Annotated in this window: 9 protein-coding genes; 4 read left to right on the top strand and 5 right to left on the bottom strand. The window is 74.3% G+C overall.

Translation table 11 applies throughout. From position 1 onward, the window contains the following. Nucleotides 1-73 precede the first annotated feature (73 nt). The 3 genes from ACIQ9P_RS32800 (at nt 74) to ACIQ9P_RS32790 (ending at nt 3,049) form a co-directional block, all read left to right on the top strand. A complete protein-coding gene (locus tag ACIQ9P_RS32800) occupies nt 74-1,123 on the top strand; it encodes a FecCD family ABC transporter permease (RefSeq protein WP_402364491.1) in 1,050 nt (349 codons plus the stop codon). Further along, the gene (locus tag ACIQ9P_RS32795; RefSeq protein ID WP_402364489.1) at nt 1,120-2,163 is read left to right on the top strand and encodes a FecCD family ABC transporter permease; all 1,044 of its coding nucleotides are present in this window, start codon (nt 1,120-1,122) and stop codon (nt 2,161-2,163) included. The genes ACIQ9P_RS32800 and ACIQ9P_RS32795 overlap by 4 nt, the downstream gene beginning before the upstream one ends. Before the next feature lie 79 nt (nt 2,164-2,242). Then, nucleotides 2,243-3,049 carry an ABC transporter ATP-binding protein gene (locus tag ACIQ9P_RS32790; protein ID WP_402364486.1) on the top strand — a complete coding sequence of 269 codons (807 nt, stop codon included), beginning with the start codon at nt 2,243-2,245 and terminating at the stop codon, nt 3,047-3,049. 216 nt (nt 3,050-3,265) lie between these two features. Here the strand turns inward: ACIQ9P_RS32790 and ACIQ9P_RS32785 are convergent, their stop codons facing one another. Further along, entirely contained in the window at nt 3,266-4,270 is a 1,005-nt protein-coding gene (locus ACIQ9P_RS32785; RefSeq protein ID WP_402364483.1) for a helix-turn-helix domain-containing protein, read from the bottom strand. A 326-nt stretch (nt 4,271-4,596) separates the two neighbouring features. Between ACIQ9P_RS32785 and ACIQ9P_RS32780 the strand changes: the two genes are divergently transcribed. After that, nucleotides 4,597-4,980, top strand: a complete 384-nt coding sequence (locus ACIQ9P_RS32780) for a hypothetical protein (RefSeq protein WP_402364480.1) — start codon at nt 4,597-4,599, stop codon at nt 4,978-4,980. Between the two features lie 212 nt (nt 4,981-5,192). Here ACIQ9P_RS32780 and ACIQ9P_RS32775 read toward each other — a convergent pair whose 3' ends face one another. The 4 genes from ACIQ9P_RS32775 to ACIQ9P_RS32760 form a co-directional block, all read right to left on the bottom strand. Then, nucleotides 5,193-7,520, bottom strand: coding sequence for a transglycosylase domain-containing protein (locus tag ACIQ9P_RS32775; protein WP_402364477.1), 2,328 nt, complete (start codon nt 7,518-7,520; stop codon nt 5,193-5,195). Nucleotides 7,521-7,814: 294 nt separating this feature from the next. Beyond that, nucleotides 7,815-8,588, bottom strand: a complete 774-nt coding sequence (locus ACIQ9P_RS32770) for a hypothetical protein (RefSeq protein WP_402364474.1) — start codon at nt 8,586-8,588, stop codon at nt 7,815-7,817. Further along, the gene (locus ACIQ9P_RS32765; RefSeq protein WP_402364472.1) at nt 8,585-12,883 is read right to left on the bottom strand and encodes an NEW3 domain-containing protein; all 4,299 of its coding nucleotides are present in this window, start codon (nt 12,881-12,883) and stop codon (nt 8,585-8,587) included. The genes ACIQ9P_RS32770 and ACIQ9P_RS32765 overlap by 4 nt, the downstream gene beginning before the upstream one ends. A 47-nt stretch (nt 12,884-12,930) precedes the next feature. Continuing rightward, the gene (locus ACIQ9P_RS32760) at nt 12,931-15,390 is read right to left on the bottom strand and encodes a discoidin domain-containing protein (RefSeq protein ID WP_402364470.1); all 2,460 of its coding nucleotides are present in this window, start codon (nt 15,388-15,390) and stop codon (nt 12,931-12,933) included. Nucleotides 15,391-15,630 lie beyond the last annotated feature (240 nt).

Raw genomic sequence — 15,630 nt, 5'->3', positions numbered from 1 at the left:
TCACCGGCTCGTCGGCTGTCCGTCGACGCCCCGTCCCCCGCCGTTCCCACCCCGGTTCCCGGAGCCCCTCACCATGCACGACGTCACCGCCCGCCCGGGACCGCCCGCTCCGGCCGTGCCCACCGGACGCCGCCACCGCGACCGGACCCGCGCCCTCGGGCTGCTCGCCGCCCTCGCGCTGCTCGCCGCCGCCGCGGCGCTCAGCATCGCCGTCGGCGCCAAGGCGCTCTCCCCCGCCGAGGTCTGGCACGGTCTCACCGACCCCGCCTCCCCGGCCTACCCGGTGGTCAACCGGATGCGGGTCCCGCGCACCCTGCTCGGACTGCTCGCCGGCGCCGCCCTGGGCCTGGCCGGCGCCGTCATGCAGGCCGTCACCCGCAACCCGCTCGCCGACCCCGGCCTGCTCGGCATCAACGCGGGCGCCTCCGCCGCCATCGCCACCGCGATCGCCTTCCTCGGCGTCGGCGGCTTCACCGGCTACGTGTGGTTCGGCCTGGCCGGCGCCGCCGTCGTCTCCGCCCTCGTCTACGCGGTCGGCGGCGGCCGCCGGGCCACCCCCGCCCGGCTCGCCCTGGCCGGCGCCGCCCTCAACGCCGCCCTCTACTCCTACGTCAGCGCCGTGATGCTGCTCGACTCCGCCTCGCTGGACCGGATGCGGTTCTGGACCATCGGATCGCTGGCCGCCGCCACACCCGGCACCGTCGCCGCCGTCGCGCCGTTCGTCCTGGCCGGCGCGGTGCTGGCACTCGCCCTCGCCCGGCCGCTCAACGCGCTCGCCACGGGCGAGGAGTCCGCGACGGCCCTCGGCGCCCGGCCCGCCCGGATCCGGGCCGGCGCCGTGCTCACCGTCACCCTGCTCTGCGGCGCCGCCACCGCCGCCTGCGGGCCGATCGTGTTCGTCGGCCTGACCGTGCCCCACCTGGTCCGTGCCCTCACCGGCCCCGACCTGCGGTGGATGCTGCCGTACTGCGCCGTGCTCGCGCCGCTGCTGCTGCTCGGCGCCGACGTGCTCGGCCGGGTCCTCGGCCGACCCGGCGAACTCCAGGTCGGCCTGGTCACCTCCGTCCTCGGCGGCCTCTTCTTCCTCCTCCTCGTCCGTCGCGCCAAGGCGGCCCGCGCATGACCGACCTCACCCTCACCCGCACCCTGCGCACCCCCGGCGGACTCTCCGTCCGCTACCGCCCGCGCACCGTCCTCACCGTCACCGCCTGCGTGTTCACCGCGCTCGCCGTCGCCGTGGCCACCCTCGGCAGCGGCGACTACCCCCTCACCCCGGGCCAGGTGCTCGGCGCCCTCACCGGCGGCGGCGACCCCGCCGCCGACTTCGTCGTCAACGAGCTGCGGCTCCCCCGAGTGGTCACCGCGCTGCTGACCGGCGCAGCCCTCGCCCTCTCCGGCGCCGTGCTCCAGGCCCTGGTCCGCAACCCGCTCGGCAGCCCCGACATCCTCGGCCTCACCCAGGGCGCCACCACCGGCGCGCTGCTGGTCGTCGCGACCGGCGGCGGCAGCCTCGCCCTGGCCGGCGGCGCCGTGGCCGGCGGCACCGCCGCGGGCGCGCTGATCAGCGCCCTCTCCCGGCGCGGCACCGGCGGGCACCGGCTGGTCCTGGTCGGCATCGGCGTCGCCGCCGTGCTCGGCGGCGTCAACGGCTACCTGCTCACCCGGATCAAGCTGATGGAGGCCGCCCGCGCCCTGCTCTGGCTCACCGGCAGCCTCGACGGACGCGGCTGGGACGACGCCCTCCCGCTGCTCGCCGTCCTGGCCCTCCTGCTCCCGGTGGTCCTGCTCGTCTGCGGCCCCGGCCTGCGGATGCTGGAACTCGGCGACGACACCGCCCTCGGCCTCGGCGTCCCGGTCCAACGGATCCGGCCCGTCCTGCTGGCCTGCGCCGTCCTGCTGGCCTCGGTCGCGGCGGCCGCCGCCGGACCGGTCTCCTTCGTCGCCCTCACCGCACCCCAACTGGCCCACCGCCTCACCCGCGCCCCCGGCCCCAACCTGCTCGCCTCCACCGCGATGGGCGCGACCCTGCTCGCCGCCGCCGACCTCGCCGCCCAGCACGCCTTCGGCGAGCGGCAGTTGCCGGTCGGCGTGGTCACCGGCGTGCTCGGCGGCGGCTACCTGGTCTGGCTGCTGGCCGCCGAACGGCGGGCCGGCCGGCTGTGACCGCCGCCGCGCGCGCCCGGTACCCGACCCCGACCCCGACCCCGACCCCGACCCCGACCCCGACCGAGAAGACCTCCCCATGACCCCCGCCCCCGGAACATCCCGCCTCACCGCCCGCGACCTCACCCTCTCCTACGACCGGCGGACCGTCATCGAGGGCCTGGACGTCGACATCCCCGACCGCTCCTTCACCGTCGTCATCGGCCCCAACGCCTGCGGCAAGTCCACCCTGCTGCGCGCCCTCGCCCGGGTCCTGCGCCCCACCCTCGGCACCGTCCTCCTCGACGGGGCCGACCTGGCCCGCCTCCCCGCCCGCCGGGTCGCCCGCACCCTCGGGCTGCTCCCGCAGTCCTCCGTGGCCCCCGACGGCATCACCGTCGCCGACCTCGTCGCCCGCGGCCGCCACCCCCACCAGGGCCTGCTGCGCCAGTGGTCCCGCGAGGACGAGCGGATCACCGAGGAGTCGATGGCCGCCACCGGCGTCGCCGAACTCGCCGACCGCCCCGTCGACGAACTCTCCGGCGGCCAGCGCCAGCGTGTCTGGATCGCCATGACCCTCGCCCAGCAGACCCCGCTGCTGCTGCTCGACGAGCCCACCACCTACCTCGACATCAGCCACCAGATCGAGGTCCTCGACCTCTGCGACCGCCTCCACCGCACCCAGGGCCGTACCCTGGTCGCCGTCCTGCACGACCTCAACCAGGCCGCCCGCTACGCCACCCACCTCATCGTGATGCGCGAGGGCCGGGTGGTGGCCGCCGGCGACCCGGGCGAGATCCTCACCGCCGAACTGGTGGAGGAGGTCTACCGGATCCCGTGCCGGGTCGTCCCCGACCCGGAGACCGGCACGCCGCTGGTCGTCCCGGCCGCCCCGAAGCGGCTCTGACCGGCCCCGGCCAGCGCTGACCGGTACTGACCGGTACTGACCGGTACTGACCGATCGTTTCGGACCGACTCTCGAAGGCGCCGGAGGCGGATCAGGACCGCACCCGATCCGACCTGTCCGTCAGGACGGACCTCGAACCGTCCGCTCACGGTGGGGCGGTGTCATCCTTCCTGCCTGCGTCTGGCGGCGGCCGGTTGTCCCGGGTGTTCCGTTGTGTCACTGGGCTCGGAGGAGGGCCGCGGCCGCGCCGGTGGGGTAGTGACGGACGCGGTTGCCGTCACGTCGGCTGGTGACAAGTCCTGTTTCACGGAGCACGGTGGCGTGTTCGGAGGCGGTGGCGAGGGCGACGTCGGTGCGGTGCGCGAGGTCGCTGGTGGTGAGTCCGGGAGCGGCGGCGATGGTCCGCAGGAGCGCGGCCCGGGTGCCGCCGAGCAGCCTGCCGAGAGCTTCCCCGTCGCGGGTCCGCCGGTCGGGACGGCCCGCGGTGAGCGGGTGGGCGCTCTGGGGGTCGAAGGGCAGCGGGTACGCCAGGACGGTCGGGCTGCCGGTGTCGTCGCCGAGGCGCACCCGGGGCAGGGGACCGCAGAACAGCATCGGGGCCAGACGCAGACCTCTTCCGGCCAGGTCGACGTCCGCGTCGGTCGGGGAGCGCACGGTGAGGACGGGTGGTCGCCAGGCGACGGCGGGATGTACCTGGCGGAGCAGGGCGTCGACGCCGTGACGGGTCAGGAGAGCGCTCTTGTGGGCGATGTCGGCATCCAGCGCGGCCTGGATGCGGGGCTCGTGCGGGAGGACGGCGATCCGGTTCCAGGCTGTCAGCGCGTCGGTGACGGCGGTCATGGTGTCGCTGTCGCCGTCCGCGAGGCCGCGCGCCCAGCTGGGCAGGCGGGTGGTCGTGCCGAGGCGGACGAGGTCGGTGCGGAGCCGGCGCCTGGAGGTGGCGCGGACGGCCTCCACCGCGGCGGCGGTGTCGCCCGGGTCGCCCCGAAGGACCGGGGTGAGGAAGTCCGGGATCCAACCGTGGGCCGGTACGAGGTCGCGGAGCGGGCGGACGGCGGCCGGTATCCGGCCTCGCAGCCCTTCCCGCCAAGGTCCGAAGCGTAAGTGCTGGTCGGCGCGGGAGAGCGCCTGCAGGGCCAGCACCGCCTCGCTCAACGGTGGCGGCGAGTCGTTGAGCGTGACCTTGGACAGGTCCTCGAACGTGAGGTGAAGCCTCAGCACCGCATCACCCCCGTGTCGTGCCCCTCGGCGCTCCCTGATGCTACCGGCCGGTTTCGGGCCCCGCCGAAAGACCGTGCGACCCCGTGCGGGTGCTGCCAGGCTCGGCCCTACCGGTTCCGGTACCGGTACCGGAACCACCGCCCGTCCGCTCCTGTCGGCGGAGACCTCATGCGCCCTCGTTCACCCACCGCGGTCACCGCGGGCCCGGCCTGCCCGGGTCGCGGGACGGCGCGCGCATGAAGGACTTGAGTCGTTGGCGACAGGAGCACCGCGCCGAGGAGCGCTCCCGGAAGCCGGAGCGCCGGAGAACTACGGAGGGAACAAGCATGGGCATGGGCAAGAAGAGCAGGTTCGGCCTCGCCGCCGCGTTCGGCACGGCCGCCGTCCTCGCGTTGGGCGCCGATCCGGCCTTCGCACAGGAAGGCAACTTCACGGTGGGCAGCGGCTCCTGCGTGGCCATCGAAGAGATCCAGCTCCAGTCGACCAGCACCGGGTGGCACGACTTCATGGAGGCCAACCCGATCCAGGCGTCGGCGACCGACCCCTACTGGTGTCGCTTCAGCCTGATCGACAACGGCCAGGAGAAATGGCACTCGACCGGCGCCGGCTCCGGCTGGTGGTACGACGGACCTGGGCACAGCATGCAGGTGTGCGTCGAACGCTGGTACAACGGCACCCGCCAGACCCACTCCTGCGGTCCGCTCAACTGAGTTCGCAGGCCCGACCGTCGGGGCCCCACCCCCGCCGGTCGGGCCGGGCACCTCGTTGGCCGGACGCCCAACTGCTGGCGCAGCCTATTGGGTGTGCGACCAACTGGCCGGACGCCCCGTTGGTCGCACGCCCAACCCCTCGGACACCACGTTGGCCAAGTGCCCAACCCGCCCCCGGGCCCGCCCGGAGCACGGTCGGGCCCGAGGCACCGTCAGTCGTTCTGCCCGGCGGAGGCGTTCGCGGCTCCGTCGGCCGGAGCACCTGCCGGAGCACCGGCCGGGGCCGGGGCCGTGGCCGGGGCGTTGGCCGGCGGACGGGCCGGGGCCGAGGTCCGGCCGCCGCCGGTGCGGGCGTTGGTCGGGGAACCGGCCGGCGAGCCCGAGGCGCTGGCGCTGCCGCTGGCGTTCGGGTCCTTCCGGGGCGGGGCGTCGGGGATGTCGGCCATCGGCATCGTCTGCTTGGGCGTCCCGTGCAGGGCCTGGTTCATGGCGTCCCGCCAGATCGGCCCGGGACCGTCGGCGCCGAAGACCTCCTTGCGGTACTTGCCGTTGATGGTGATGTTGCGCATCTCCACACCGCCGTTGGGGCCGCCGATCCAGACCGAGGTGGCGAGCTGCGGGGTGTAGCCGCTGAACCACGCGGCCCGCTTCTTGTCGGAGGTACCGGTCTTGCCGGCGATCTGCCGGTCCCCCTCCAGGCCCAGGTCCCGGCCGGTACCGGTCTCGGTGACACCGTTGAGGATGGTGTTCAGCGCCTTGGCGGTGTCCGGGGAGAAGGCCCTATCGCAGTGCGCGGGCGGGACCGGCACGTCCTTGCCGTCGACGGTGGTGATCGAGGTGACGGCGAGCGGGGCGCAGTACGTGCCGTTGGCGGCGAAGGCCGCGTAGACGCCGGCCATGCTCAGCGGGCTGACCTCCTCGACGCCCAGCCCCATCGCGGGGAGCTCCTCCAGTGGCTTGCCGCTCGCCTTGGTCGCGATACCGAGCTTGTTGGCCATCTGCTTGACCGCGCAGAGGCCGATCTCCTGCTCCATCTGCACGAAGTAGGTGTTGACCGAGAGGGCCATCGCCTCCTTCAGCTGGTACGGCCCCTGCTCGCTCGCCGACTCGTTGGGCACCACCGCCTTGGGCTTGGTGGTGTTCTTCCAGGTACCCTCGCAGGTCTTCATGGTCGGGTATTCGAGCTTGTTCGGCGAGGCGTACTCCTGGGTGGGCGTCAGGCCCGCCTCCAGGGCGGCGGCCACCACGATCGGCTTGAAGGTGGAGCCGGGCTGGAAACCGTTGCCGCCGCCCATCGCCGCGTCGGCGTTGAGATTGACGACGGTCTGGTTCTTGCCCGCGTCCAGGCCGTACGGGCGGGTCTGGGCCATCGCCAGGATCTTGCCGGTACCCGGCTCGACCATGCTGGCGGCGGCGGACACCGGATCGGTGACCCGCACGTTGGAGCTCACCGCGTTCTGGGCGGCGGTCTGCTTGTCCGGGTCCAGGGTGGTGCGGATGTTCAGGCCGCCCTGGTTCCAGAACTTCTTCCGGTCGGCGGCGGTGGCGCCGAAGACCGGGTCCTGCTTGACCACGTGCCGGACGTAGTCGCAGAAGAAGCCCATGCCCGCCTTGGCGGTGATGCAGCCGTTCTGCGGCTCCCTGTAGTTCAGGCCCAGCGGCGTGGCCTTGGCCTCCTTGGCCTGGTCGGCCGTGATGTGGCCGTTCTCCACCATCTTGTCGAGCACGGTGTTGCGCCGGTTGAGCGCGGCCTGCGGGTGCGCCTTCGGGTCGTACTGGGACGGATTCTGCACCAGCCCGGCCAGGGTGGCGGCCTCGGCGACGGTGAGATCCTTGTTCGACTTGCCGAAGTACCGCTGGGAGGCGGCCTCGACTCCGTAGGCGCCGTTCCCGTAGTACGTGATGTTGAGGTAGTTGGTGAGGATCTGGTCCTTCGAGAGGTCCTCCTCCAACTTGATGGCGATCTTCAGCTCCTGGATCTTGCGGCCCAGGGTCTTGCGCTGCGCCTCCCGGACCGCCGCCTGATCGTCGCCGGCCTTCTCCACGTTGACGTTCTTCACGTACTGCTGGGTCAGCGTCGACGCCCCCTGCGCGGTGGTGCCGCTCTCCGCGTTCTTGCTGATCGCCCGGATCACGCCCTTGGGGTCGACGGCGCCGTGCTCGTAGAAGCGGGCGTCCTCGATGTCGACCTGGGCCTGCCGCATCAGCGGGGACATCTGGTCGGCGGTGAGGACGGTGCGGTCGCGCTCGTAGACCTTGGCGATCAGCCCGCCGTTGGCGTCGAAGATCTGGGTCGCCTGGGTGAGCGGCGGCGTCTTGAAGTCGTCCGGGATGTCGTCGAAGCCCTCCGCCGTGCTCTTGGCGCTCAGCCCGAGGGCGCCGACGGCGGGCAGGGCCATGCCCGCCAGCAGCGCGCCGGACACCACGCTCACGCCGAGGAAGGTCGCGCCGTGGCGGACCAGGCGCAGCGGCGCGTTCCGGGGCGGCTGAGGAGTCTCGTCCTCGGGCGAACTCCATATCGGGGGAGTGTTCGATTCCATGCCGGAATGCTAATCCTCGACCGTGAGAGGTCGAACCGGTTTTCCCACCGGATTGTCACAGCCGCGCAACAAATCGCCGGGATCGGCCCGGCGAGAAAATTGGTGCACGAACTCCAATGGCGCGACCGGGTTTCCGAACCGGCACCGCCGGGGGCGGCGGCCGGTGCGCCGTCACTGTATGGATGCCTCGGGCGGGCGGAAAGGTTGCACACGCCCGCGCCCGAACGGGCAGTCGGCCTGCCCCGACGCGCACCGGGCCCGGTCCGGTGCGCGTCGGGAGCCCGCCGGGCCCGCTCAGTGGCGGTGGTGGTTGTCCGGCTGGGCCGGGTCGCCGGGGTGTTCGAGGCCGGGGACGAGGGTGAGCCTGGTCGCGCGGGCGTGGTCGAGCCAGCGGACGAACGCGGCCCGGCGGGCGGCGGCCCGCACAGCGCCCGCCGGGCCGGAACCGGCGGCGGGGGCGGCGGCCGGGTCCTGGTTCGGGTCCGGGTCCGGGTCCTGGTCCGGGGCGGAAGCGGCGTCGTGACGGGTGGCGGTCCAGCCCGCGGCGGTGACCCACACCCCGGGGGGCGCGGCCCGCAGCGCGGCGGCGAGGGCGCGCGGGAGGGTCGCGGGATCGGCCTCGAAGCTGCTGCCGTCGGGGAGCGCGAGCCGCCACGGGGCGGCGGCCGGCGGGCGTTCGGTGCCGGTGCGGTAGTGGGCCACCTCCCCGGCGGACGGGGCCACGTCGGCGGTGACGGCGGCGTAGACGGCCCGCACGGCGGCGCTGCCCTCGTACGCGGCGGCCGTGATCGAGCCGAGTTCGACGGCGGCCCGCTGGCCGAGGCGGGCGGGCGCGTCCGGCGGAACGACCAGGCCGCGTTCGGCCGCGACCTTCGCGCAGAGCGCCTCGGTCAGCAGCACCTGGGCGACCCAGCGGGCGAGCTGGCGGTCCTCGCCGCTGCCGGGCCGCGGCAGCGCGGCGGCCCGGGGGCCGGTGCGCAGGGCGGCGAGACGGCGGTCGAGTTCGGCGCGCGGCAGCGGGCTGCCGTCGAGCAGACCGAGGACCGGGGCTTCGGCGGGCGCGGTCACGGCGCGACCACCACCGCGACCGTGGGCGCGTACTGGCAGCGGCCGAACCACATCACCTTGGCCAGCGCCCAGTACCCGCCGGGGTCCATGTCGGCGGGAGCGGTGAGCTCGAACTCCTCGACCGACTCGGCGCCCGCGGCCAGGACGAAACCCCGGACCGGCGCCGGCACGGCCTCCCACGTCCCCCACGGCGAGACGAGCTGCAGTTCGCCGCGGATCCCGCCGCGGGTCCGGTTGGCCAGCCGCAGGGCGAGCACGGCGCGCTCCCCCGGGGCGAGCCGGACGGTGTCGGCGAGCACGGTGACGTCGAGGCCGGTGTCCCGGCCGCCGGTGGCGGTGGTGCCCTGGGCGGCGGTCCAGTCCTCCGGGGCCGCGCCGGGGACCGGCAGCAGGTCCGGCAGCTCACCGACCGCCACGGTGACCACGTCCTCGATCTCCTGGCCGTCGTGCGACACCCGGACGGCGGCGAAGTACAGGCCGGGTCCGGCCCCGGCGGGCGGGGTGAGGGTGACCGGGAAGCGGAGGTGGCCGCCGGGGGCCAGCCGGTACGGCCGGGCGGTGGGTCCGGCCTTCCAGCCCTCCGGCGGGAGGACGGTGGCGGTGCCCTCGACGGCGGCGTCCTGGAGCTGGGAGGAGAGCGCGACCGACACGGTGACGGGCTCCCCGGCCGTCCGCAGCAGCCCTGGCGAGACGCCGACGGACACCGGGAGGTAGCCGAGCGGCGCCGGGCCCCGGTTGTGCAGCCAGTAACGGGCGTGCACGGGCTGGGCCGGCTCGGCGGCCGCGCCGAGGACGGGTCCGGCCGGGTCGGCGGCCACCCCGGGGCGGGCCAGCAAGGTCGCGAAACCCGAACCCGGGATGGTGAGTTCGCCTGTGACCGGGCCGGTGGGCCGCTCCAGCAGGTCGGCGTGACGCAGGTCGACCAGGCCCAGGGCACCACCGAGGGCGACGGTGGCGCCCAAGCCGGTCGACTCGACCAGCCGGAGGGCGAGCGGTCCGGCGGACGCGGTGGCGGCGGACCCGTGGGCGATCGGGTTCCCGGCCGCCTTGAGGGCGCCGAGCAGCACCCGGCGGGCGGGTTCGACCCGCAGCCAGGAGAGCGTGGCGGGCAGCGGCCCCGGCTGTCCGGCGGGCACCGTCCGCGGGTACAGCGGGTGATTGAACTCCTGCCCCTGGGCCGGGAATTCCTGGGACCGCCAGTCGCCGGGCCCACCGACCAGGGCGTAGTGGAAGTCGTGCGTCCAGTGCTGGAGCTGGAAGGAGGAGCCGTCGGGCACGGTGCGCCGGGGCGGGTCGATCCAGACGCCCGAGGGCCAGCCGGTGCAGGAGCGCAGCAGCGAGAGGTGGAGCGCGCCGGTCGGGTCGACGGCGAAGCCGGGCAAACCCTGGCTCAGCAGCGCCACCGTGTGGTCGGTGAGCCGCTCGGAGTCCGGCGGGGTGCCCGGGCAGACGGCGGTGATCCGGGCGTCCGAGAGATCGGCGGTCAGGGCGGCGGGGTCGGTCACGACCAGCGCCGGCAGGGCCCGCAGGTCGCGCAGGTCGGCGCCGGGCCGCCAGACCTCGGTGAGCGGGGTGAGGGCGGGCACCCAGACGGCGCCGTGCGCCTTGAGCGCGGCGGCGTACTCCTCCCCCGAGCGCTCCAGCAGTTCCCGGGCCGCGGCGTTGGTGTCCGGACCGCCGAGCACGATCCGGAAGTCCGGCAGGTTGCTGTCGACGTCCAGCCAGCCGTAGCGGGCCCAGTCGGCGGCCGAGGTGGTGGCGGTGACGCCGACCCGGGCGAGGGCGACGACCAGCTCGCGGGCGTCGGCGGTGGCGTCCAGGTCGGCGGTCACCACCTCGGCGACACCGAGCGCGCGCTCGCCGACCACCACGCCCGAGACCGGGTCGGTGAGCGTCACCCGGGCGGTGGCGCCGAGGCCGAACCAGGTGTTGGCCGGGTTGTCGAGCGTCCACGGTGCCTCGGCCGAGTCGACGTCCGGCAGGGCGAAGCCCCGGCCGACGACCGCTCCCGCGACCTCGCTGACGGGCAGCGCGCCGGGCAGGTCGACGGGGAAGCGCAGCCGCAGCAGCCGGTCGGCGCCGCGGTGGTCGAGCACCCTGGTCCGGCAGTCGACCCGGTCCAGGCCGCGCCACAGCGTCACCGTCTGCTCGTACTGGAAGCCGTCGACGGTGCCGGTGGCCACCAGCCGCTCGCCCAGCGGGCCGGTCTCGCGCCGGACCTCGGCCGGCCCGGCGCCGGAGCCGACCACCGGGCCCTTGGGGACGAGGTGCCAGGGGCCTTCGCCGAAGTCGGGGTGCTGCGGGTACTCCTCGTACACCCGCAGTTCGTTGCCGACCAGGCCGGGCCGGATCAACTCCCGGCCGTGGCGCAGGTCCTGGACGGAGCGGAGGCCACCGCCGCGAGCCGGGTCGGCGGTGACCCGGTAGCGCGCGTTGGCCGCGGTGAGGCCCTCCGCCGGGCGCCAGGCGGCGGTGGCCGGGGCACCGGGGACCAGCCGCCAGGTGCGCCAGCCCAGGGCCGGCACGTCCTCGGCCAGGAAGCGCAGGGTGCCGCGGTCCACGGCGGCGGGCACCTCGGCGCCCTGCTCGTCCAGCACCCGGAACCCGCCGGCGGGCCCGGCGCCACCCGGCCCGGCACCAGCCGAACCGTCACCGCCCGGCCCGTCACCGCCCGGCCCGCCGCCCATGCCTTCCGGCAGCGGGAGGGCGACGAGGCCGGTGCGGTCGAAGCCGAGCGTGTTGGTGACGACGACCCGGCCGACCCCGTCCGCCGGGGTGGCGATCCGCGCCGTCAACGCGTCCAGCGCCCGGTCCCGGACCTCCGCCGCCAGGTCGTACGCCTCCCGCCAGCCGCCGAGCAGGTCCAGGTACACCTGGTCGGACTCGGAGCCGGTGATCGCGTCGTGATGGGCGCCGTAGGCGAGGTGGCGCCACGCCTTGTCGAGCGCGGCCGCCGGGTAGCGGCCCAGGCCCTGCGTCTCCGCGAGCACCGCGAGCTTCTCGGCGTCGACGGCCGCGGTCTCCGCCGCCCGTTGGGCCTGCTTGGTGTCGATGTAGGAGACGTCCTTGCCGGTGTAGACCGGGTTCATGTCGCGGCTCTGCGGGCCGGGACGGCGGCCGGTCGCGGCGAGTTCGGCGCGCACCGCGTCCAGGAACTCGCGGGGGGTGGCGCAGACGAACCTCGGCCACAGGTACTTGGCGGCCCAGGAGCGGTGGATCTCGGTGACCCACTTGTTGGGCGGGGTGTAGTCGGTGCCGACCGGCAGCAACAGGTTCCTGGTCGCGCCGACCGGCTTGAGCTTGCGGTAGAGCTCGTACACGGCGCGTTCGGCGGTGGCCAGGTCGGCCGAGGAGTCCATCCACCAGCCGGCCGAGTAGTGGTGCGGCATGTAGTGGGTGAGCACGCCCTCGCCGCTCGGGGCGATCCACTCGAACTCGCTCGGGAACTGCATCACCCGGGCGTCGTCCTTGGCCTCGCGGAAGTTCTTCTGGATCGGGCCCCACTGGTGGAACGGGCCGCGCGCCCAGGCGCTGCCGGTGAGCCCGGCGGCGGCCAGGTAACCGGGGAACTGCGGGTCGTGCCCGAACACGTCGAGCTGCCAGGCGGTCCGCGGATCGCCGCCGAGGATGTCGCGCTGGTAGCCGATGCCGTGGACGATGTTGCGGATGGTGGTCTCGGCGCCGGTGAGATTGGTGTTGGGCTCGTTGTAGGTACCGCCGACGAGTTCCACCTGACCCCGGTCGAGCAGCAGCCGCAGGGTCTCCCGGCGTTCCGGGTGCTGGTCGAAGTAGGGCTTCAGGTAGTCGACTTCGGCGAGCACGAACTTGTACACCGGGTCCCGCAGCGCGAGGTCGAGATGGGCGTCGACGAGCGCGAAGCCGTTGCGCTCCCACAGCGGCCTGGTGGTGGCGTCGGCGGAGAGCAGTTCCCAGGGGGAGGTGTAGGCGGCCTGGGTGTTCCACCACACCGGGTCGTAGTGGAAGTGGGAGACGAGGAACATCGTCCAGCCGGGTTCGGCGACCTCGACCACCCCCTCGGCGCGGGCCCCGCCGGTCCCGCCGGCCCCGATCGCCTCGACGGTGACCGGCAGCCGGGCGCCGGGGGCGGCACCGGTGATCTCCAGCGGGACTTCGACCTGCCCCGTGCCGGCCGCCTCGCCGCGCACGCCCGGCCCGGTGACGGTGATCCGGGTGGCGGGCGGGCCGTCGAGGGTGACCCGCAGCAGTTGCCGCGGGGCGTGCTCGGGGCCGGTGAACAGGTCCGTGCTCTCGACGGCGGTGAGGGTGACCGGCACGGGGAGGGTCCTTTCGGGAGGGGGTGGTCCGCGGAACGACGGGGCTGTCAGCCGCCCCAGGTCTCGAACTCGTAGATCCGGGCGGCCGGATCGGTGCCCTGGGTCGGCTTCGTCACCACCAGCCGGACGTACCGGGCCGTGGTGGTCACCGGGTGGGTGGTGGTGCCGGCGGTGTTGCCGGTGACGGTGGCGACGGTGGTCCACGGGTCGGTGGCGGCCGAGCGGACCTGGACCGAGAAGTCCCGGGTGTTGAACGCGGCGCTCTCGCCGCCCGCCTGGGCGTGCTTGACCACGAACTTCGTCAGCGGCTTCGCCGAACCGAGGTCCACCTCCAGCCACTTGCCGCTGGTGAGGGTGCACCACTTGTCGCCGTTGCCGCCGTTGACGGTGCCGTTGACGGCCTTGGCCGGGCCCTCGTCGGTGTTGCACTGGCCGGAGGCGGTGGCCGGGCGGCCCAGCGCCAGGTTGGTGCCGGTGGGCGGGGTACCGGTCCAGGGGACGGTGGTGGTGGCCACGGCGGACCGGCCGTACTCGGTGGAGACGGCCTCGACCTCGACGGTGGTGGCCGCCTCCGTCCCGGCCCGGTCGAGCCGGTTGACGAAATAGGCGTCGGACGGGGTGGCGCCCAGGTAGCTCCGGGTGCCGTCGGCGTTGCGCCGGTACAGCTCGTAGTGGTGCACGTTCCCGCCTGCGGACGGCGTCCAGGCGAGCCGCAGCGACTGGCTGCTCCCGGCCACCACGTCGGCCGCGCCGAGCACGGTCAGTCCGGAGGGTGCCGCCGGCGCGTCCACCGCACCGTCGTAAACGGCGAGTTGGCCGATCCGCAGATCGTAGGCGGAACCGGTGCCGGTGGTCCGCAGACCGATCTGGGCGATGGTTCGGCCCGCGTAGGCGGACAGGTCGAGGGTCCTGCGCTCCCAGCCGGTGCCGGTGGTGGCGCCGAGGTCGAGCGTGGTGAAGGTCGTCGGCGCGTCGGTGAAGGAGACCGCGGCGGCGAGCCGGGTGGCGCCGGCGGCCGGGGTCCTCAGCACCACCGACAGCTTGGTGTCGGCGGCGACCGGGAGCCTGCTCTGGTACAGCCGGACGGTGTTGGCGGCGCTCGGGGTCCCGGTGAGGCGCAGCGAGGAGCCGCCCTCGTAGGCGTCGGTGAAGTCGACGGACGGGGTCACCTTGCTGCCCGTGGACTCCACCAGCCAGTGGTAGGTGGGCGGGACGTCCTGGAGCGAGAGGTTGTTCCAGCCGCCGGTGGCGACCCGGGTGCCGCCCGCGTTGTAGAAGTCGCCCTCGCCGGAGGAGAAGTTGGTGACGAAGGGCTTGGCGGTGATCGGGGTGGACTCGGCGACGTAGCTCGCCAGCCCCTTCCAGGAGGAGGAGGTGGAGGTGTTCGAGGGGTCGTTGTTGGCGCCGACCCAGTACCGGGCGTCCTTGGCCAGGTAGTCGGCCCGGTCGGTGGCGGACTTCCAGGTCCACTCGGGGCGGTAGAGGCCGAGCGAGGTGGTGTGCGGCTTCCCGGCGGGGAAGAGCGCGTTCCAGTCGACGCCGGTGTTGTAGCCGTTGGCCTCGGTGTCGATGCCGGAGTAGAGCTCGTACTCGTTCCGGCCCAGGCCGCGGGCCAGGGTGCGGGAGGAGTCCAGGCCGCCGGACGACCAGTTGAAGTTGAGGAACATCGAGTCGGAGGTGCGCCTGGCGCCGTCCTGGAGGAAGGTGTCGTTGGCGGAGGTCAGGGCGTTCTGCCAACTGACCGAGCCGGACTCGGTCATGGCGTCGTACCACATGAACTCGGTCGCGCTCTGCGCCTCGGTGTACTGCATCAGGTCGCGGACCTGGCCGGCCAGCGCCGAATCGCCGCCGCCGGTCTCCTGGTTGATGAACCAGCCGTCGAAGCCGTAGTACTGGGCGGCCTGGACGAGCTTGTCCGCGACGGGGTAGCGGCTGCCGGACTTCTGGACGAAGTCGCGCACCCACTGGAGCTGGCCGCCGTACGCGGCGGGCGGGAAGAACACCGTCCCGTAGACCTTGACGCCGTTGCGATGGGCGGCGTCGATCACGGTCGGGTTGGGGGCGAGGATGAGGCCCTCGCCGGCCGAGCCGCCCCAGAACACCAGCTTGTCGACGTACTGCCAGTAGCCGAAGGCGTAGTAGTTGGGGTCGGCGGAGCCCTGGGAGGGGTTGTTGGAGGTGGGTCCGAACGAGACCAGGGAGGCGATCCTCCCCTCGCCCGCGCGGGCGTTGGGGTTGGCCTTGAGGGCCGGATCGGCGGTGCGCGGCTGGAGCGGGACCCGGGCGCGGTTGAACCGGGCGTCCGGGTCGGTGGCCGGGTCCCAGCCGAGGATGGTGTTCGGGTACCAGTAGGAGGCGTAGGGCTGGGTGCCGGTGGCGGCGCTCGCGGCGGGGGCGGCCACCGGGGAGGGGGCGGCGGGGGCGGCCCCGGCGACCGTGGGGGTGAGGCCCAGGACGGCTGTGCCGAGGGCGGCGCCGAGCAGGCGGGGGATCCGTCGTCGTGACATGCGCTGGCTCCGTTCGCGCGGAAGGCGGAGGAGGATGGGGGCGGGCCTCGCCCGGGGCGGGCGCGGCCCGGGGGTGCATGTGCGGGTGCGGGGTGTACGGGTACGGCGTGTCCGGGTACGCGGGACGTGCGGGGCGCGGGGCCACCGGCCGCGCCGTGCCCTCGGCGCGCGGAGCACGGGGCTCCGGACGGGGCGCGGCGCGCGGGCACGGTGGAACCGGCCCCGGCCCGGGTGCGAACG

The organism is Kitasatospora sp. NPDC094019, from assembly GCF_044764505.1.
Classification (GTDB): domain Bacteria; phylum Actinomycetota; class Actinomycetes; order Streptomycetales; family Streptomycetaceae; genus Kitasatospora.
Note: the sequence above shows the minus strand (reverse complement) of the source record. Positions and strands in the feature narration are given on the sequence as shown.

What these genes read in the sequence shown, in the direction of transcription:
- ACIQ9P_RS32800 (WP_402364491.1), top strand. Translation starts at nt 74, where the DNA reads ATGCACGACGTCACCGCCCGCCCGGGACCGCCCGCTCCGGCCGTGCCC.
- ACIQ9P_RS32795 (WP_402364489.1), top strand. Translation starts at nt 1,120, where the DNA reads ATGACCGACCTCACCCTCACCCGCACCCTGCGCACCCCCGGCGGACTC.
- ACIQ9P_RS32790 (WP_402364486.1), top strand. Translation starts at nt 2,243, where the DNA reads ATGACCCCCGCCCCCGGAACATCCCGCCTCACCGCCCGCGACCTCACC.
- ACIQ9P_RS32780 (WP_402364480.1), top strand. Translation starts at nt 4,597, where the DNA reads ATGGGCATGGGCAAGAAGAGCAGGTTCGGCCTCGCCGCCGCGTTCGGC.
- ACIQ9P_RS32775 (WP_402364477.1), bottom strand. Translation starts at nt 7,520, where the DNA reads ATGGAATCGAACACTCCCCCGATATGGAGTTCGCCCGAGGACGAGACT.
- ACIQ9P_RS32760 (WP_402364470.1), bottom strand. Translation starts at nt 15,390, where the DNA reads ATGTCACGACGACGGATCCCCCGCCTGCTCGGCGCCGCCCTCGGCACA.